Annotated in this window: 15 protein-coding genes; 5 read left to right on the top strand and 10 right to left on the bottom strand. The window is 73.4% G+C overall.

The window, feature by feature from the left end; all coding sequences use genetic code 11:
- Nucleotides 1-54 precede the first annotated feature (54 nt).
- Together J7W19_RS09230 and J7W19_RS09225 are read right to left on the bottom strand one after the other, a co-directional pair.
- Nucleotides 55-1,464: an MFS transporter gene (locus J7W19_RS09230; protein WP_004938849.1), complete on the bottom strand. Its 1,410-nt coding sequence runs from the start codon at nucleotides 1,462-1,464 to the stop codon at nucleotides 55-57.
- 117 nt (nucleotides 1,465-1,581) lie between these two features.
- Nucleotides 1,582-2,613 carry an NADP-dependent oxidoreductase gene (locus J7W19_RS09225; RefSeq protein ID WP_004938845.1) on the bottom strand — a complete coding sequence of 344 codons (1,032 nt, stop codon included), beginning with the start codon at nucleotides 2,611-2,613 and terminating at the stop codon, nucleotides 1,582-1,584.
- 99 nt (nucleotides 2,614-2,712) lie between these two features.
- Between J7W19_RS09225 and J7W19_RS09220 the strand changes: the two genes are divergently transcribed.
- Nucleotides 2,713-3,687 (top strand): GlxA family transcriptional regulator, encoded by a 975-nt coding sequence (locus tag J7W19_RS09220; RefSeq protein WP_004938842.1) that lies wholly within the window; start codon nucleotides 2,713-2,715, stop codon nucleotides 3,685-3,687.
- Between the two features lie 171 nt (nucleotides 3,688-3,858).
- On the opposite strand, the gene J7W19_RS09215 is transcribed toward J7W19_RS09220, so the two are convergent.
- Complete coding sequence (locus J7W19_RS09215) at nucleotides 3,859-4,248, bottom strand: VOC family protein (RefSeq protein WP_004938839.1); 390 nt, start codon at nucleotides 4,246-4,248, stop codon at nucleotides 3,859-3,861.
- Between the two features lie 223 nt (nucleotides 4,249-4,471).
- Complete coding sequence (locus tag J7W19_RS09210; protein WP_004938835.1) at nucleotides 4,472-5,407, bottom strand: LysR family transcriptional regulator; 936 nt, start codon at nucleotides 5,405-5,407, stop codon at nucleotides 4,472-4,474.
- A 136-nt stretch (nucleotides 5,408-5,543) separates the two neighbouring features.
- Here J7W19_RS09210 and J7W19_RS09205 point away from each other — a divergent pair, with 136 nt between their 5' ends.
- Nucleotides 5,544-6,788 carry an MFS transporter gene (locus tag J7W19_RS09205; RefSeq protein ID WP_004938832.1) on the top strand — a complete coding sequence of 415 codons (1,245 nt, stop codon included), beginning with the start codon at nucleotides 5,544-5,546 and terminating at the stop codon, nucleotides 6,786-6,788.
- A 40-nt stretch (nucleotides 6,789-6,828) separates the two neighbouring features.
- Here the strand turns inward: J7W19_RS09205 and J7W19_RS09200 are convergent, their stop codons facing one another.
- The 3 genes from J7W19_RS09200 to J7W19_RS09190 all read right to left on the bottom strand — a co-directional run bounded on the left by J7W19_RS09200 (nucleotide 6,829) and on the right by J7W19_RS09190 (nucleotide 12,756).
- Complete coding sequence (locus J7W19_RS09200; RefSeq protein ID WP_004938830.1) at nucleotides 6,829-7,839, bottom strand: alpha/beta hydrolase fold domain-containing protein; 1,011 nt, start codon at nucleotides 7,837-7,839, stop codon at nucleotides 6,829-6,831.
- A 139-nt stretch (nucleotides 7,840-7,978) separates the two neighbouring features.
- Nucleotides 7,979-12,325 (bottom strand): serine protease, encoded by a 4,347-nt coding sequence (locus J7W19_RS09195; protein WP_004938827.1) that lies wholly within the window; start codon nucleotides 12,323-12,325, stop codon nucleotides 7,979-7,981.
- A gap of 32 nt (nucleotides 12,326-12,357) precedes the next feature.
- Nucleotides 12,358-12,756, bottom strand: a complete 399-nt coding sequence (locus J7W19_RS09190; protein WP_004938823.1) for a CU044_2847 family protein — start codon at nucleotides 12,754-12,756, stop codon at nucleotides 12,358-12,360.
- 580 nt (nucleotides 12,757-13,336) lie between these two features.
- Between J7W19_RS09190 and J7W19_RS09185 the strand changes: the two genes are divergently transcribed.
- Entirely contained in the window at nucleotides 13,337-14,104 is a 768-nt protein-coding gene (locus tag J7W19_RS09185) for an HAD hydrolase family protein (RefSeq protein WP_004938820.1), read from the top strand.
- A gap of 38 nt (nucleotides 14,105-14,142) precedes the next feature.
- On the opposite strand, the gene J7W19_RS09180 is transcribed toward J7W19_RS09185, so the two are convergent.
- From J7W19_RS09180 to J7W19_RS09170, 3 genes are all read right to left on the bottom strand, one after another.
- Complete coding sequence (locus J7W19_RS09180; RefSeq protein WP_004938818.1) at nucleotides 14,143-14,538, bottom strand: spore germination protein GerW family protein; 396 nt, start codon at nucleotides 14,536-14,538, stop codon at nucleotides 14,143-14,145.
- A gap of 254 nt (nucleotides 14,539-14,792) precedes the next feature.
- The gene (locus J7W19_RS09175) at nucleotides 14,793-15,203 is read right to left on the bottom strand and encodes an Imm10 family immunity protein (protein WP_004938814.1); all 411 of its coding nucleotides are present in this window, start codon (nucleotides 15,201-15,203) and stop codon (nucleotides 14,793-14,795) included.
- A 146-nt stretch (nucleotides 15,204-15,349) separates the two neighbouring features.
- The gene (locus J7W19_RS09170; RefSeq protein ID WP_158688716.1) at nucleotides 15,350-15,865 is read right to left on the bottom strand and encodes a hypothetical protein; all 516 of its coding nucleotides are present in this window, start codon (nucleotides 15,863-15,865) and stop codon (nucleotides 15,350-15,352) included.
- A 189-nt stretch (nucleotides 15,866-16,054) separates the two neighbouring features.
- Between J7W19_RS09170 and J7W19_RS09165 the strand changes: the two genes are divergently transcribed.
- Together J7W19_RS09165 and J7W19_RS09160 are read left to right on the top strand one after the other, a co-directional pair.
- Nucleotides 16,055-16,246, top strand: coding sequence for a hypothetical protein (locus tag J7W19_RS09165; protein WP_004938811.1), 192 nt, complete (start codon nucleotides 16,055-16,057; stop codon nucleotides 16,244-16,246).
- Nucleotides 16,247-16,492: 246 nt separating this feature from the next.
- On the top strand, nucleotides 16,493-16,843 hold the full coding sequence (locus J7W19_RS09160; RefSeq protein ID WP_004938808.1) for a hypothetical protein: 351 nt from the start codon (nucleotides 16,493-16,495) through the stop codon (nucleotides 16,841-16,843).
- The last annotated feature ends 219 nt before the right edge of the window (nucleotides 16,844-17,062 follow it).

The raw sequence follows: 17,062 nt of genomic DNA, 5'->3' as shown, positions 1-17,062 counted from the left end.
GGCATCGGCCGCGTCAGACGGGTGTTTCACGACCGCGTCCGCACACTCATGACGTCACGACGGGTTCTTGGGCAGCAGGAAGACGACGATGCCCGCGACGACGGCGATGGCGAACACTCCGAAGGACGCGACGGCGAAGGCATGGCCGGCGGCCGCGACCCTGCCGGCCGTCGCGGGATGGAACGAACCGAAGAAGAGCGCTCCGATCACGGCGACACCCAGCGCCCCGCCGCACTGCTGGGCCGTGGACAGGACCCCCGACGCGACACCGGCCGACTCCGGCCGGACGCGGCTCAGCACGGTGTTGAGCGCCGGAGTGATGACCAGTCCGCCGCCGACGCTCTGCAGCACAAGGGTGGGTATCACCAGGAGCGGAGTGATCCGGGGGCCGGACACCAGCAACAGGCCCGTCGACAGATAACCGCCGGCCAGGATCACCGCGCCGATCTCCAGGACGCGCCGGCCGTACTTCGGGATGGTCCGGCTCGCCACCATGCTGAACACGAAGAACGCGGTGGCCGCCGGCGCGTAGACGAGTCCGGCACCGAGCGCCGACATACCGAGACCCTGCTGCATCGTTATCGACAGGACCAGGTAGTACGAGTAGATCAGCGCGTACAGGGCGAGGACGAGAACGATCCCGAGCGAGAACGAACGCTGCCCGAACAGCGCCGGCGGTACGAGCGGATCCCCGCCCCGCCGCTCGACGCCCCTCTCGATCACGGCGAACAGGACGAACGCGGCGGCACTGCCCGCGAAACACGCCCAGACCCACCACGGCCAGCCCGCCTCCTGACCCTGGATCAGCGGGAGCACCAGGAGGAACAGGGCCGCACTGAGCGCCAGAACGCCGGGGATGTCCAGCCTGCGGGCGGCGGCCGAGCCGGTCGTCGGCACATGGCGCACGGCGAGCAGGAACAGCGCGATTCCGAGCGGCACGTTCACCCAGAACACCATGCGCCAGCCGGAGCCGAAGAGATCGGCGCCGATCAGCAGTCCGCCGATGAGCTGACCGCCGATGGTGGCCATACCCATGACGACACCGAGCACCCCGTACACGCTGTGCCGCCTCGCCGCGGGCACAAGCACCGTGACATAGGCGAAGACCTGGGGAACCATCAGGGCCGCCCCCAGCCCCTGAATGACACGCGAAGCGATAAGGGCTCCGGCATTCGGCGACAGCGCGCAAGCGACCGACGCCAGAGTGAACAGGGCCACCCCGAGAAGGAACATCCGCTTGCGGCCGTACAGATCGGCCAGCCGAGTGGCGGTGATGATGAGAACCGCGTAACTCAACTGGTAACCGGCCAGGACCCACTGGACGTCGCCGGCGGAGGCACGCAGATCCGCCTCGATCGAGGGGCCGGCGACGACGACGATAAAGGAGTCCAGGACGGCCATGAACAGGGCGGCCAAGACGACCGACATCGTCATCCACGGAATGGCACCGGCCTTCGCGGCCACTGCCGGCGGGGTGACTGTTTGCTGACTGCTTGCCACGACGAGTGACCTCTTTGGTAGACGTTCGACGGGTTCCGGCGATGCCCGCCGGTGCCTCGCGGGAGGAATCGGGTGAGGCGCTCACCCGGCGGGCCGCGGCGGTCGCGAATCGAGCGGATCAAGCCCATCAAGTCCATCAAGCGCATCAAACCCATCGCGCCGATCGAGCGGATCGACGGTGAGCACCAACTTCCCGGTGGTCCTTCCCGTTTCACCGAGCTCATGCGCCCTCGCGGCGTCCGCCAGCGGGAAGACGGCGTCAACGTGCGCCCTCAGCCTGCCGTTCGCGGCCAATTCCGTGATGGCCAGCAGTGCTCGCCGGTCGGGCTCGACCAGCATGAAGCCCGACCGGATGGAGCGCGCGGTCGCGGCCGAGGTGAGCGCCTCGGTCTGGCGGGCCGAGAGGGTGACCAGCGTGCCACCGTCCCGCAGCACCGACAGCGAGCGCTCCTGGTAGTCCCCGGAGATCGGGTCGATCACCACGTCCACGTCGGAGACCACCGAGGCGAAGTCGACCGCCGTGTAGTCGATCACCTCGTCCGCGCCCAGCCCCCGCACGAACGCGTGCTTGCCCGCACTGGCCGTGCCGATGACGTACGCGCCGTACGCCTTGGCGATCTGCACCGCCAGGTGCCCCACGCCACCCGCCGCGGCGTGCACCAGGACGCGCTGCCCCGCCTTCAGGGCCGCCATGTCCACCAGGGCCTGCCAGGCCGTGAGCGCGGCCAGCGGCAGGGCCGCCGCGTGCACATGGTCGAGCCCGGCCGGTTTGGGGGCGAAGTGGCGTGCCGGGGCGGCCACGTACTCGGCGTAGCCGCCGACCATCCGGGGGAAGCCCGGCATGCCGTACACCTCGTCGCCCGGCCGGAAGAGCGTCACGCCGAGGCCGACGGCCTCCACCACACCCGAGACGTCCCAGCCCACGACGCCGTCGCCGGGGAGGAACAGGGCACCGGCCGCCCGGGTCTTCCAGTCCACCGGGTTGACGCCGGCCGCGTGCACCCTGACCAGGACCTCCGCCGGGCCGGGTACCGGCCGCTCCCGTTCCACGGCCTTCAGCACCTCCGGCCCGCCCGGCTCCGCGAAGGCCACGGCCGTCATCCTCGCCGTCATCGGATCAGCTCCCCTCTCGTTCGCGATCGATCGACAGCCTGATGCCGCCCGGTCCGCGAAACGAGTGGCCAGATTGCCAACAAGTGAGAGAATCCGGCCATGCGCCCCGCCATGCACCGCGTCGTCGTCTTCGCCCTCCCGGGCGTCGTCCCCTTCGAACTCGGCATCCCCGGCAAGGCGTTCGGCCTCGCCCGCGGTCCGGACGGCGAACGGCTCTACGAGGTCCTCACCTGCACCCCGGACGGCCGGCCGGTGCGTACCGGCGAGGACTTCTCGATCGCCGTCGAGCACGACGCGAGCGTCATCGCCACCGCCGACACCCTGATCGTGGCGCCCGTCGACGACCCGGCCCGCGTCACCGACCCGCTCCCCGAGCCGGTGGCCGCCGCCCTGGGCCGGGTCCGGCCCGGCACCCGCCTGGTGTCGATCTGCACGGCCTCCTTCGTGCTCGCCGCCGCCGGGCTGCTCGACGACCGGCCCGCCACCACGCACTGGGCGTACGCCGAGCGCTTCCGCGGCCTGTACCCGCGGACCGCGCTCGATCGCGATGTGCTCTACGTGGACGACGGCGACGTACTCACCTCGGCCGGCGCCGCCGCCGGTATGGACCTCTGCCTGCACCTGATCCGCCGCGACCACGGCAGCGAGATCGCCAACCAGGTCGCCCGCCTGTGCGTCGTCCCTCCTTGGCGCGACGGCGGACAGGCCCAGTACATCGCCCGGCCCGTCCCCGACGCGACCGGCAACGATGCCGCCGCGGCCCGCGCGTGGGCCCTCCGCCGGCTCCACCGGCCCATCAGGCTGGGCGAGTTGGCCGCCCAGGCGGGCATGAGCGTGCGCACCTTCAGCCGCCGGTTCCTCGCCGAGACCGGCCAGACCCCCGGCCAGTGGCTCACCGCCCAGCGGCTCGAACTCGCCCGCCGGCTGCTGGAGTCCAGCGATCTGCCGGTGGACCGGGTCGCCGAGCAGGCCGGGTTCGGCAGCGCCTCGTCGCTGCGCCAGCACCTGGCCGCCGCCATCGGCGTCTCGCCCGCCGCGTACCGCCGTACGTTCCAGGGACGGACCGCGGGCTGAGCGGCCGACGGGGGCGGTACGGGCGGTGCTGCCGGCCGTCCGCGCCAGGCGCACCCGCTTCCCGGCGCGGACGGCAGGGCAGCCGGGGCGCGCGAAAGGGGTGTCGGGCGCGCGAACGGGCCGCCGGGGTGCGCGGACGAGGCGGCGGCTGCCGGAACGAGGCGGCGGTCTCTACACCGACTGGGCGAGCTGGATCAGGTTCCCGCAGGTGTCGTCCAGCACCGCCGTCACCTCCGGCCCCATCTCCACCGGCTCCTGCGTGAACCGCGCCCCCAGCGCGCGCAGCCGCTCGTACTCGGCCCGGACGTCGTCCACCGCGAAGGCGATGGCCGGGATCCCGTCCGCGAGCAGCGCCTCCCTGTACGGCCTCACCGCGGGGTGCCCGGAGGGTTCGAGCAGGAGTTCGGTCCCGTCGGGGTTCTCCGGCGAGACGACGGTCAGCCACCGGTCCGTACCGCCGACCGGGACGTCGTGCTTCGTCACGAACCCCAGCACGTCGGTGTAGAAGCGGTGGGCCTTCTCCTGGTCGTCGACGAAAACGCTGGTCAGGTAGATCCTCATGACGTGCTCCCGGGGGCGGAGGGGGAACGGGACGGGGGCTGGTCGCCCCGGCCACCCGGCCGGCCCGGCGGCCCGGCAGCCGACCGTCGCGGACGGTGCCCAGTATGGACGCCGTCCGGCTCCCCGGCCGCTCGGGCGATGTCCCCGGTGGGCCGACGCCCCGCTCCCGGACGGTCGTGGCCGGTCACAGGGCGACGAATGACGCCGGGGCGAATGCCGCCGTTCAGCGCGGAATCACCCAGTCCGGCCGCCATGTCCCCGCCGCGTCGTGTCCGGCCGTCGCGCCGGCGAGGTGGGCGCGGAGGGCGGGCAGGGCCGGGTGGGGGTTGTCGCGGTGCCAGAGGAGCGAGTGGGGGTAGACGGGTGTGGGGTCGGTGACGGGGATGCGGCGCAGGCCGTGGCCCGCGGGCCAGACGAGGCGTGTGTGACCGCCCATGAAGGTGGCCAGGGCCGGGGTGTCGGCGACGGTGTCGAGGAGCGCGTCGGAGCCGAAGTTGGGCCCGGTCGCCTCGATCGTCAGACCGAACTCGGCGACGAGATCGTCGTAATAGGCGGCCCATTCGCTGCCGGGAACGATCCCGGGCATCCAGATCCGGTGCCCGGCGAGCCGCGCGACGCGCACCGAACGGGCGTCCGCCAGCGCGTGGTCGGGGCCGGTGAGCAGCTCCAGCGGCTCGTCGAGGACCCGGACGGACGCGATGTCCTCGGGGAACGGCCGGCCGGGCGCGGCGACGGCCCGGAAGGTCGCGTCGATCGCGCCGGAGCGGAGGGCGGCGACGGCCGTCTCGATGTCGAGCAGCATCACCACGTCGAGCTCGGTCTCCGGGTACGCGCGGTGGAAATCGCGCAGCAGTCCGGACGCCGCGCCGCGCGAGTTGATCACGTCGACGCGGAGGGGACGGCGGTCGGTGCGCACGGACGCGACCGCGCGTTCGGCGACGCGCAGCAGGTCGCGTGCGTGGGGCAGGAACGCCTGCCCGTCGATGGTCGGCTCGACCCCGCGCGGCGTGCGGGTGAACAGCCGTACGCCGAGGTCGCGCTCCAGCGCGGCGATGCGCTTGGAGACGGCCTGCTGGGTGACCGACAGGTCGGCGGCGGCCTTCTGGAACTGGCCCGCTTCCACGACGGCGGCGAAGGTGCGTACGGCTTCGAGGTCCATGCCGGCCGAGCGTAGTGAACAACGAAAGGTTGTGCCGGATGAGGGAGATGGTTGTTTGACCGGCCACCGTGGCGCTCGCTTGGCTGTCCCGGACAACGCGGATTTGTGGCGGTGACGTGTCGGGAGGGCGCTGGGCATGGTCGGGAGGAGACGGCTGGGCCGGGATTTCGGCCGGCTCTGGGCGGCGTACGCGGTGAGCGCGTACGGGTCCGGGCTGGGGTTCGGGGCGTTGCCGCTGATCGCCGTGCTGGCGTTGCACGCGAGCCCCGCCGAGGTGGCGGCGCTGTCCGCCGTCGGACCCGCGATGGGCGCGCTGGTCGCGCTGCCGCTCGCGCCGTGGGTGGAGTTCCGGCGCAAACGCCCGGTCATGGTCGCGATGGACCTGGTCCGGTGCGCGGCCATGGCGACGATCCCGGTCGCCTACGCCTTCGGGCTGCTCGGTTTCGTCCACCTGCTCGTGGTCTCGGCCGTGGTGGCCGCGGCGAAGATCGCGTTCAACGCGGCCGGTGGCGCCTTTTTGAAGGCCCTGGTCCCGCCGGACGACCTGCTCGTGGCCAACGCCCGCTTCGAGTCCACGAACTGGAGCTCCATCGCCGTCGGGCCGCCGCTGGGCGGGGCCGCGACCGGCCTGTTCGGGCCGGTCGTGACCGTGGCGGCCGATGCCCTGAGCTATCTGCTCTCCGCGCTGGGCATCGCCGCGATCCGCGGCCGGGAGGAGGACCCGCGACCGCGACCGGCCGGTGCGCGGCCGCTCCGGGCGGGCGCGTTGCTTGACGGCTGGCGGCACCTCCTCGGCGACCCCGCCCTGCGGGCCCTCTACCTCAACCAGATCCTCGTCTCGGGTCTGATCATGGCCACCGAGCCGCTGCTGGCCGTACTCCTCCTCCGGCGGCTGGAGTTCCCGCCCTGGCAGTACGGCCTCGCCTTCGCCCTCCCCTGCCTCGGCGGCCTCGTCGGTTCGCGGCTGGCCCGCCGCGCCGTGGCCCGCTTCGGCCGGCCCGCGGTCTTCCGGACCGCCGGCACCCTGCGCGCCGTCTGGCTGATCGGCCTGGCCTTCGTCCGGCCCGGTGTCGTCGGCCTGGTCACCGTCATCGCCGTGGAGCTGGCGATCGTCGTCAACATGAGCCTCTACACCCCGGTGCTCGCCACCTACCGGCTCGAACGCACCCCCAAGCACCTCGTCGCCCGCACCCTGACGGCCTGGTCGGTCGGCCAGCAGGCGTCCACCGCGCTCTGCACCGCCCTCGGCGGCCTCCTCGCCACCGCCACCGGCCCGCGCACCGCCCTGACGGTCGCCGGACTGCTCATCCTGGCCACGCCCCCGCTGCTCCCGCGCCGCGACCGGGTGACACCACGAACCGCGCCGGAACCGGCCGCGTGACCGCGCGGAGCGTCCCCGTCGGCCGTCGCTCCCGTCGTGCTCACCGCCCCGGCCGGGCGAGGAGCCGCCGCAGCCAGTCGGTGCGGGCGGCGAGGGCGGCGCGGCTGAGCGCCGCCTGCGGGGCGACGGTGTCGAAGCCGTGGTACGCGCCGGGCCAGACGTGGAGTTCGGCCCGGCCGCCCGCCTGCCAGAGGGCGTTCGCGTAGGCCACGCACTCGTCGCGGAACATCTCGGCCGATCCGGCGTCGACATAGGCCGGCGGGAGCCCGGAGAGGTCCGTGGCGCGGGCGGGGGCCGCGTACGGCGGGACGTCCGCGGTGCCGTGGAGGTCGCCCAGGTAGGCCCGCCACGACGTGGCGCCGGAGGTGCGGTCCAGGGCCCCCGGGACGGACAGGTGGCGGCCGGAGAAGGTGGCGGCGCGGTCGTCGAGCATCGGGCACAGCAGGAGCTGGCCCAGCGGCCGGGGGCCGCCGCGGTCGCGGGTCAGCAGGGCGAGGGCCGCGGCGAGACCGCCGCCGGCGCTCTTGCCCCCGATGACGACGCGGTCCGGGTCGACGCCGAGTCCGTCCGCGTGCGCGGCCGCCCAGACCAGACCGGCGTAGCAGTCCTCCAGCGGTTCCGGGTACCGCGCCCCGGGCGCCAGCCGGTACTCGGCCGAGACGACCGCCAGCCCCAGCGGAAGCGCCCAGTCCCGGAGGACGCGGGGGAGCACGGACCACGCGTTGCCCGCGATCAGCCCGCCGCCGTGCAGGTAGTAGAGGAGCGGCAGGGGCCCGGCCGAGGCGGACGCCGGCCGCGCGCTCACCAGCGTGACGTCCGGGCCGCCCGGCGGTCCCGGTACGGACAGCTCCGCCACCTCGAAGAGGCCGCCCGCGCTCAACTCCTCGACCGTCGGCCGCGGCCGGGTGGCGGCGTCCCGCGCCTGCCGGGCCGCGAGGTTCTCCGGGGTGACCGGCTCCTTCGCCTCCTCGCTCAAGGAGTCGAGCACCGTGGCCAGTTCGGGGTCGAAGGGGACGGCGCCGGGCTCCGGCGGCTCCCGGTGGGCGCTCACGGCGTTCCGGCCTTCGGGCGGGACGCGGTACGGGGTGGGGGGAACGCCTGTCTGAGACTCATACGGCCATCCCATCACGCCGCCCGGGCGTCCAGGGGCGCCCGGGCGGCGCTCCGCGAACACGTCGGCCACACGCCCGTCACGCCGTGGGCCGGCACAGGGCGGGCAGCCCGGGAGGCAGGCCACTCCGCTCGTCTTCGGTGAGGTCACGGCCGAGGACCTCGCACAGGTGGCGCTTCCAGAGGGCGGGGTCGAGGCGGAGCAGGTTCATGTCGCCTCCGCGGCCGCCCCGCAGCAGTGCCTTTCCGCTGTCGCCGGCCGCCAGGAAGATCTGTTTCTGCGTGAATTCGTACGTGTCCCGGAATTCCGGGTCGTCCGCCTGGAGGAAGCGCACATAGGCCGCGTTGGCCAGGAAGAAGCCGGTCCGCCCGAAAAGGCCGGCCGCCCATTGGTCCGGGCTCAAGGGCCCGATCGGGCCCACCGTTCTCCGCGGCCGGCTTCCCGGCGGCGCCGACCAGAGTTCCACCATCCCACCCTTGGTCATCTCCGCCAAGTAGCGGGAGTCAGCCAGGAACACGGCCGTGTTGAGTTCGTCCCCGAGACGGATACGGAGGTCGCGGTTCTCCTTTCCCGTGCGCAGATCGACGGCGTGTACGTCCGGTTGGCCGCCCACGGTGACCGCCACATAGCCCGGCTCGCGGTGGCGGCCGACGCCGTAGAACGGATGGTCCTGGGTCGTCAGCCGCAGGTCGCGCAGGTCGAGCGGCCGCGACAGGCGGCGGCCGCGCCGGGCGTCCCACTCCTCGACGGTCGTTCCGGAGACCGTCACGAGCCGTTCGTCGTCGAGGAAGCGGAATTGGAGAAGCTCCGGTCGCTCTTGCCCGGCCGGCAGCCGGGCCGTGGTGAATTCGGCCACCCGGCGCAGCGAGGGCAGGGACCGGACCGTGATCCGGTTCCGGTCCGACACATCCGCCACCAGGGTCTGCGCCTTGTTGACCTGGAGATCCTGGGCCTTGTCCGGCGGTGTCGCGGCGGTCCCGACTTTCGCCTCCGCCAGGACGCGCCATTCGTCCTCCGTCGCGACGACGCGGAGGCTCCTGCCGTCGGCGCCCACGCGGACCACCATCTCGCTCCCGTCGCCCAGCAAGTGCGGAAGACCGTAGGCGGTCCCTCCGGTGTCCTTCGCCGGCGCCGATGCCGTCACCCCGTTCTTGCCGCTGGACACGAGGACGGGACGGTCGGCGGTCCCCAGGAGGGGTAGGTAGGCCATGCCGTTGGTGGACACCGGGCCGGAAAACCGTACGGGGTCGCCCTGTTGGGGAACCGTGTCGACGAGAGCCCACCCGCCCGACGTGGTGTACACGGCATAGCGCTCGCCCCGTCGGCTGATCGCGGTGTCATGGCACGTGGTGTCCGCCCCGGCGGAGTAGCCGCGCAGCGCCCGTCCGTCCGCCACGCGTACCGCCTGGTAGCGGGCCACCCCGAACGACGGCGGATCGGCCTTCTCCCGGTGGCAGACGACGGCCACACTGCCGTCTCCCGACACTCCGAATCCCGAGATGTCGATGTCCTTGGCCAGCTCACGCACCGTGCCGGAGCCGATGTCGATCGACACCAGCGTGCCCTTCGGGTCCGTCGTGCGGCTCTGGACGGCGACCAAGGTGCGCTCGTCCGCTCCGAACCATACGTTCGTGAGGTGAGCGGCCCGTTCCGGGAGCGGGGTGGGCCGTCCCGTCCCCAGGTCCCACACCTGCGTCGGCAGCGACGACGACGAGGCCGGGATCCCGACCAGCCGGCGTCCGTCAGGGGAGAAGTCCATGATCTTGATGCTCATGCCGAGCTGAACGGCCAGGGAGCGGTTGGTGAGCGCCCCCCGGAGCGGGTGCGCCGGCCCGACCAGCCGGTCCGCCGACGCTGTCACCTCATGCCAGACGACGACGCCGTCCGCGCCGCGCACATAGGCGATCCGCCGCCCGTCGCGGCTGACCACGGGGGACACGACGTTGGCAGGGAGGCGCAGGTTCTCCTGCCGTACCCGCCCCTCGGGCGTGCGGATGAACAGGGTCGCGCGGTAGGCCGCCGTCGTCACCAGCGTCACCCCGCCGTCCACGCTCATGGCCGTGGCGGTGATGTCCCCCTGGCTCCCGGTCAGCACCCACTTCGCGTCCCTGAGCTCCTCGTACCGGCGCAGCAGCGCGCTGCGGGCCTCCTGCGTCGGAGCGACTTCGTACGCGGCGAGCGCGGCCAGGGCCGCCTGCCCCGGATTGCCCTCCTTCAGCTCCTCGGACTGCGCGGCGAGGGTACGTGACGTGCCGGCGGCTTCTCGCTGCGCGCTCACCTTCCTCTCCTGCACAAGGAACACGCCCAGCCCGGCGATCAGGGCCAGGACCAGGGCCGTCGCGACCCATGCCGCACGCAGCCGCGCCCGCCGCGTCCGCCGCCGGCGGCGGGCTCGCGTCAGGAAGCCCCGTTCCTCTGCGGAAAGTTCGTCATCGCGGCCGCCCAGTCTCTCCTCCAGCGCGGCCAGGTGCGGGGCATCCGGCAGCAGGTCGGTCGGCTCGCCCGCCGTCCGCCAGCGCTCCAGGTCGTGCCGCAGCTCGGCCCGGCCCGCGAGGAAGCCGGCGTCGGCCCGCACCTGGTCCGCCAGCGCGGGCCATGCCGTGATCAGCGCCTCGTGGGCCAGCTCCGCGCTCTCCGGCTGCCCGTCGCCGCCGGACAGGACCAGCAGCCGCCGCTCGGCGAGCGCTCGCGCGAGCCGCCAGCGCCGCTCGCCCGCCTCCTCACGCGTCAGGACGCGCCGCACCGGGGCCTCGCCGCCCGGCAGCAGCCGTACGAGGCCGGTGAGCAGCCGCCGGGCCACCGCTTCCTCTTCCTTGCGGTCAAGGGGAGTCGGCGCGCCGCTGGAGCTTGACGGGGTCGGGGAGCCCGGGGAGCCGCTCGGGGGTCCAGAGGACACGCATGCGTCCCACGCCTTCCTCGCGTGGTGGACGAGCGCGCCGGAGACCCCGCCCAGTTCCTCGTACGCCGCCGTCCGCAGCCGCCCGGCGGACCGCCGGTCCCACAACTCCGCGAGGACGAAGCCCAGCAAAGGCAGGATTCCCGGCTCGCTCCCCGCGTCGTCCAGAATGCGCCGGTCGAGCCCGGGGTCGTAGGTGACGGCCGGGATCCTCTTGAGCGGTTCGGTGATCACCTCGCGCAGCTGGTCGCGGGTCATGGGGGTGAGGGGCAGGGTCGCCCCGCGCCGCAGTGCGGGGCCCAGGCGCTCATGACTCAGCGCGGCGTCCATGAAGTCGGCGCGGAGGGTGGCCAGGACGCGCAGCCCCGCGGCCGGGCGCTCGGGGAACAGCAGGTCCACGGCCTCGGCGAGCTCGGCGTCCGGCCGGTTCAGCAGTGCCTCGGCCTGGTCGAGGACGACAAGCAGCCGGGCTGCCTGGCGGCCCGTGGTCCGGTGGAAGGCGTCCACGACGCCCAGCCGCCGCAGCCGGCCCTCCACCCGATCGGCGTCGTCCGCCCGTGCCGCGCCGTAGCGCCCGGACCGCACCGCCTCGTACAGCTCCGTGGCGAGGGCCGCCGCAGGAGACGTGATGCGCCCGGCGTCGATCACCAGCACCTCGTAGCCGGCCCGGCGTAACTCAGGCACCACGCCGGCGAGCGCGAGCGACGACTTGCCGCATCCGGAAGGGCCGTAGACCGTGACGCCGGGCCTCTCGCCCTGGAGGGCGGCAACCACCTCCGCTACGTCCGCCTCACGGCCGAAGAAGTCGCCGGCGTCCGCCTCTTGGAAAGTGGCGAGCCCGCGGAAGGGCGCCGGCGGGCTCAGTACGGCGGCCAGTTCGGGGATCTCGCGGATCAGGGCCCGGGTGCGCGTCACGAAGACCTGCTGTGCCTCGCGCACCGGCTGGGCCGCCACCACCAGGCCGACGGCCGAGCCCAGGTCGTCGTCCCAGACCGGGCTGCCGCTGAAACCCCCCTGGACGTGTGCCGTCTGGCCGTCCGCGCGGGAGAGCTGCACCCAGCCGCGGCCGGTCGGTCCACGGAGCCTGCCCAGCGTCCAGACCCCGTCCGGGTGGTCGTGCGTGAAGCCGACGACCCGCGCCTTGTGGTCCCACACGCTCTCGGCGTCGGCCATCGGCAGCGGACGCGCGCCGGGGAGCGCGGCCCGCAGCCGCAGGAGGGACACGTCGCCGGTCTGGTCGGTGCGGATCGGCACCCAGTGCTGCACCTCGGCCCGGCCCGGCGGACCCGGGTTCCCCGTACCGTCGGCCAGCGGCAGGTCGACGGTGACCTCCGCCCCGGCCGGCACCTCGGCGTCCCGGGGCAGGTCCAGCGCGTCGGAGACCACGTGCGCGCAGGTGAGGACCAGATCCGGGGCGACGAGGAAGCCGGTGCCACCGATCGCGCCGTCCGGTCCGCGCACCCGGACGACCGCCGACACGAGGACCGACTCCGGCTCCTGGGTGCCGTGCGTTCCGCCTCCGCCGGCCATCTAGACCTCCGCGCGGACGCCGGCCCGCATCGTCAGCCCGCCTGACCGGGGGCCGGGGCGGGGGCCGGGGCGGGGGCCGGGGTCGGATCCCCGTCGCTCCTGCCGTTCCAGGTCAGCCGGACGGCGAAGTTCGCGTCCGCCACGACACTGGCGATCGCCACCTTCGCGTCGGCCGACACGGACACACCGAACTCCAGAGTGGCCTCGTCCGGTGGCCGTGCTATCTCGCCGCACCTCCCGACGAACGCGTCGGCCACCGGGCGGATCACGCCCATCATGTCCCTGAGCGACTGCTCGGCCCGCGCCGCGACGCGCCCCCCGCGCCCCACCCGCATCAGGCTCTCGTCCACCTCGCTCACCTGCACGCGGACGATGTCCTGGCCGTCGTTCAGGGGCACTTCGACGGTCTGCGGAGGCCGACGCTCGCTCACCCCCGCTCACCGCCGTGAGGGAACGCGGACCTCGTGGGCCAAGTCAAGGCCATGACAACGGGTTTGGGGTGACGCACGTGATCCTCCCGGGGGAGACGGTGGCGAGTGCGAAGCAGGATAGCGCGCGGACGGTCATGTGCATGGTGGAACTCTGCTGCTTTGCCGGTGTCTTTCCGGGTGCCTCTCCCGGCGTCCTTCCGCCCGTGTGGCGCGGCTCGTCACCGGGCAGCGGGCAATCGGAGGCGGTGGATCAGCGGCGCAGCCACTCGTCGAGGAGGGCGGCCTCGGCCGCGCTGAGCTGGGGGAGTTCGGGCACGAGGGTGCGGCACGCCGCGACGACGGCCGACCCGTCGCGGGCGGGCGGCGGGCCCGTCGGTGAGGGGGGCGCGCGCTCCCGCGTCGAAGGCGGCGACGGCCAGGTACGAGCCGCTCTGTCCCGGTGGCAGGGTCAGCAGGGTGTGGACGGTTCCGGTGCCGGCCGCGCGGATGAGGTTGACGCCCCTCACCTGCCGGTGACTCGGCGGCCGGTGGGCCGGTGGGTGGTGGGCCGTCCGCCGCACCGGCTCGATACGATCCCGTCGTGATCAACAGCGCCCGCACCACGGTCTTCGACGTCGACGGCACGCTCTGTTTCGACGGGAGGACGATCGACGGCCGGATCCTCGCCGCCATCGAGAGCTGCCAACGCGCCGGTCATGACCTGGTGTTCGCCTCGGCCCGGCCGGTCCGCGACCTTCTGCCCGTCCTCGGCGGGGCCTTCCCCGACGCCACGCTGATCGGCGGGAACGGCAGCCTCGTCTCCGTCGACGGCCGGGTCCGGGCGCGGGCCGCGTTCGAGGCCGGTGCCCTCGGCGGACTGCTGGCCGCGGCCGACCGGTTCCGGGCGGGCTACCTCGCCGACGGCCCGTGGGACTACGCCTACACCGGGCCCGCCGACCACCCGATCCTCGGCCGCGTCGACCAGGGCCGCCTCGCCCGTCGCGTCGACCTCGCCGACCTCCCCGCCGTCGTGAAGTTCCTCGTGGTCGACGCGACCGACATGCCCGCCCTCGCCGAGACCGGCCGCCGACTCGGGATGACGGTCAACCACCACCTCGACGAGGCGCTCATCGACTTCGCCCCGGGCGCCACGAACAAGTGGGAGGCCCTGACCTCGCTGGGCATCGACCACTACAACGCCTTCGGCAACGACATCAACGACCTCGACCTGCTGCGCAACGCGCGGCACGGCGTCCGCGTCGGCACCCACCCGGACCTCGACGGCGTCGCCCACACCACCGTCACCCCCGACCCGGCCGCCGTCGCCGCCGAGATCGCGCGACTGGCCGCGGCGACGCCTGTCGCCTGACGAGGGTGAGTTGCCGCCGGGTTCGCCGCTGCGGCTGTTCAGCGAGGACGGTGCTTGGCGAGGCGGCGAACGAGCAGGGGCGCGGCGGTTCCTGCCAGGGCGGCGGCGAGCGGTATGGCGACGTTCACCCAGGGGGACCGGAGGGGTCTGTAGGCGGCGGTGCCGTCTTTGATCTCGATGTAGCCGCGCGGGCGGGTGCCGACTCCGCCCCCGCCGGTGTGGGCGGCTCCGGCTCCGGTGCCCGTGCCCCCGGCGAATCCGAAGGCGACTTCGGCGACCGGAATGACGGTGATTCCGTCGCTGGTGACGGGGGTGCCGAAGACGGCTGTCACCGAGGCCCGGCTACCGAGCTGCTCGGTCAGGCGACCCATCAGGGCCGCGGCCGCCGCGTCGGCCTGCGGAACGGGCTGGTCCGGTGTGTCTGAGCTGGACATCGGATACCTCCGGGTGGGCGGGTACGGCGGTTCCGAGGATATGGGGACGCCTGGTAGGGCCGCGTGTGGAACGGTCGCGCAGCAGGGAGCCGGGCACACGGCGACCGCCTTGAACCAGCCATCGGGAAAAGGCGAGTTGCCGCGCACGTCACGTTTGTGAGTGGTGCCGTCCGAGAGCGGGACCGTCTGGTCCGTCGCCGCGGTTGAGGCGAGCGGACCGATCGGGGGACTCGTCGAGGGTCACGGGGGCCGTGTCAGAGCACCACCCGCGCGGGCCGGGCGTCCGCGCGCCCGTAGGCGAGGACGTGGGACAAGGTCTCGCGGAACCGGGCGACGTCCCCGGCCGGAGCCTCGATGACTGCTTCGATCTCGGCGTCGTCCAGCCCGAGGCTCTCCAGCGCGTCGGGGTCCAGCGAGACGCGCAGGACACCGCCCTCCATGACGGCCGCGCGCACGCACCCGTACGCGGTCCCCTGACCGGCGGTGACCAGGCAGTGCGTGTCCATTCCCAGGGCGACCTCCTGCTCGTCGGGGACTTCCTCGCCCCGCATGAACAGCAGGACGAAGCCGTCGCCGTCCTCGCCCTCCGTGAGCCCGGCCTCGATGAAGCAGCCGTCGGGATCGACCTCCGCTCCGGCGGCGCGAGCGGTGAACCGGTATGTCATGGCGCAGTTGTATCACCGCCGTCCGGCAGGACGCGCGGCGACCGGACCAGCGCCCTCCACGTCGCGGGCTGTGATCCCGCAGCCCGGCCGCAGCCCCTGCGGAAGGGATTCCCCCGTGCGACCCGCACGGTCGAGGCAGGTGGGACTCAGTCTTCGACGGTGACGAGGAGTCCGGCGAGGTGGGTGGCCGTGACCAGGGCGTAGGCGTGCTGCCAGGCCGGACTCGATGCCTCGTGGACGAGGCCGATCCGGGCCGCGATCCTCACCGCGCCCAGGTGCCGCTCAATGGCCTGGGCCACCCGCAGCGCGCTCGTTTCCGCAAGCGAGCTGTGGCGGTCCGTCCGGGGGTGGGGGGCCGTCGTTTCCAGGCTGCCGTGGAGGAGTTCGATCCAGCGCCATGGCGGTTTGACCGGGGTGACGGCGCGGATGTGCGTACCGGGCAGGGAGGTGGCCGCGAGCTGCTCCAGCGGCCGGCGGGGTGGGAATCCGCCGGTCAGCGGCATGGTGGTCAACTCCAGGTTGACCATGTGATCGGTGGCGTCGAACCCCCGCGCCACGACGGCACTCACCTCGGCCACCGCGGCCTGCGCCGCGTGGCCCGCAGGCGTCGTGGTCTGCCGGTCCGGTGAGGAACGATCGCGGGCTTCCGTCTTACGTCGCATCGGCCGAAGATAAAGCCGATCCTCCTGCGGGTCGACCGCCTGCCCGGCGGCGGTGAACCACCCCGGCCCGGTTCCGCCGGTGGGGGGCAGAAACCTCCGCCCCCCCACCCGCCCTGGCCCGTGCGCCCAAACCCACCTGGCCCGGGCCCGGTCCACACCGCGGAAGCCGTCGGGGAACGATGCGCGCAGGTGGTCCTCCCACAGACGGGCGAGTCCGCCTTCGGGCTGTGCTCCGCCGACGTCGGCGGCAGTCGCCTCTGCCGCGGACGGTGGGCGAAGAAGCAGGGACACGGCATCTCACTCGTGATCACCTTCGGCTCCGGCGCACGCGCCCGGTGCGGCACGCGGCGGTCCGGGGACCTCTCCCTGACCGGCGGGTGATCCGTCACCCGTCCTGTGCGGCGCGGCTCAGTGCGCGGTGGCGCCGAACGCCCGGCGGTTCTTGTAGCTACTCGGATGTGTCCGATGGGTCAGCACTGATCCGTGCATCGCTGCCGTCTCGAACTCAAGCGCCCGCCCTCCCTGTTATGGGTGAAGCGTTGTCCGTGCTCTGTCCAGGACCGACGGGCTGCGCTGTGCTGGCTTCGTCCACTGAGGTGCCGGGTTCGGCCTGACAGGGGAGGGCTTATGAGGTCACTACGGGGGCGGCGAGGGCTCGGGAACGCCGTCCTGGCGGGAGCGTCGGCGCTCGCGCTGCTGACGGCGACGGCGGGCAGCACGCAAGCGGCGTCCGGCATCTACACCTACGTCACACCGTCAGGGCAGACCGTCCGGGGCCAGGACCCGCCCAGCGACACCTGCCTTGCGCTCACCGGGGGTGCGGTGAAATTCGCCAACGACACGACCGACACGGCCTTCCTCTACGCCAGCGGATCATGCGGCGGGCAATGGGGCGAACTCGTCGGTGTCGGCGCTACATGGGACGCGCCCACGGGCGCCCAAGCCATGGGCGTCCGCTTCGGCTCGGCTCCCGGGTAGGACGTCGACGGTTCGTTCGGCCTCGTTCCTACGGGCATGGCGCGCCCGATCGGAACCCGTGGGCCGGCCGCCGCGACTTCGGCGGCGCCGGCGGTCGGCCCGATGGCCCCGAGGCGCGGGAATCGTGCCGCAACCACGGCCGCCTGGACGGACCGCAGGATTCCGGCCCCCGGCCGAGCCCACTCCGCGTCCGCCGGATCACCGCGCCCCACACGGGCC

The organism is Streptomyces mobaraensis NBRC 13819 = DSM 40847 (genome assembly GCF_017916255.1).
In the GTDB taxonomy this organism is placed as follows: domain Bacteria; phylum Actinomycetota; class Actinomycetes; order Streptomycetales; family Streptomycetaceae; genus Streptomyces; species Streptomyces mobaraensis.
This window is presented reverse-complemented; position numbering and strand designations above follow the sequence as displayed.

Coding starts and splice junctions, on each gene's coding strand:
- J7W19_RS09225 (WP_004938845.1), bottom strand. CDS start 2,613: ATGACGGCGAGGATGACGGCCGTGGCCTTCGCGGAGCCGGGCGGGCCG.
- J7W19_RS09220 (WP_004938842.1), top strand. CDS start 2,713: ATGCGCCCCGCCATGCACCGCGTCGTCGTCTTCGCCCTCCCGGGCGTC.
- J7W19_RS09215 (WP_004938839.1), bottom strand. CDS start 4,248: ATGAGGATCTACCTGACCAGCGTTTTCGTCGACGACCAGGAGAAGGCC.
- J7W19_RS09210 (WP_004938835.1), bottom strand. CDS start 5,407: ATGGACCTCGAAGCCGTACGCACCTTCGCCGCCGTCGTGGAAGCGGGC.
- J7W19_RS09205 (WP_004938832.1), top strand. CDS start 5,544: ATGGTCGGGAGGAGACGGCTGGGCCGGGATTTCGGCCGGCTCTGGGCG.
- J7W19_RS09195 (WP_004938827.1), bottom strand. CDS start 12,325: ATGGCCGGCGGAGGCGGAACGCACGGCACCCAGGAGCCGGAGTCGGTC.
- J7W19_RS09180 (WP_004938818.1), bottom strand. CDS start 14,538: ATGTCCAGCTCAGACACACCGGACCAGCCCGTTCCGCAGGCCGACGCG.
- J7W19_RS09175 (WP_004938814.1), bottom strand. CDS start 15,203: ATGACATACCGGTTCACCGCTCGCGCCGCCGGAGCGGAGGTCGATCCC.
- J7W19_RS09170 (WP_158688716.1), bottom strand. CDS start 15,865: ATGCGACGTAAGACGGAAGCCCGCGATCGTTCCTCACCGGACCGGCAG.
- J7W19_RS09160 (WP_004938808.1), top strand. CDS start 16,493: ATGAGGTCACTACGGGGGCGGCGAGGGCTCGGGAACGCCGTCCTGGCG.